Origin of the sequence: Hwanghaeella sp. LZ110, assembly GCF_048892525.1 — a bacterium.
GTDB lineage: Bacteria > Pseudomonadota > Alphaproteobacteria > UBA8366 > Aestuariispiraceae > Pacificispira.
Genome location: NZ_JBLZHT010000062.1, coordinates 1 through 314, shown reverse-complemented (window position 1 = coordinate 314; position 314 = coordinate 1). Strand labels below are relative to the sequence as shown.

The following is a 314-nucleotide window of genomic DNA, read 5'->3' as shown; positions in this document are numbered from 1 at the left end:
CTGAGGTCCCGGGCGACCGTGAAGCAGCTTCAATCGTCGGCATGGCGCTCGTATTGCATAGTGGGGCTGGAAACAAGAATGCCTTCAAAGCACTTATTGCTGCAGAATACAGTGGGATCAAGGTTGAGTTGACCAAGGATTTTGAGATGGGTGTCTCCAACAAGACCCCTGAGTTTCTTAAGATGAACCCCCTTGGGAAGGTTCCTGTTCTGGAGACTCCTGATGGCCCTGTTTTTGAGAGTAATGCTATCGCACGCTATGTTGCTCGCTTGAAGGATGACAACCCTCTTTTTGGGTCTTCCCGTATTGAACAA

General features: G+C 49.7%; 1 protein-coding gene. It reads left to right on the top strand.

The window, feature by feature from the left end; translation table 11 throughout:
• The coding region (locus ACOSDM_RS20215) for a glutathione S-transferase N-terminal domain-containing protein (protein WP_420726335.1) at positions 1-314 on the top strand (314 nt) is incomplete at both ends.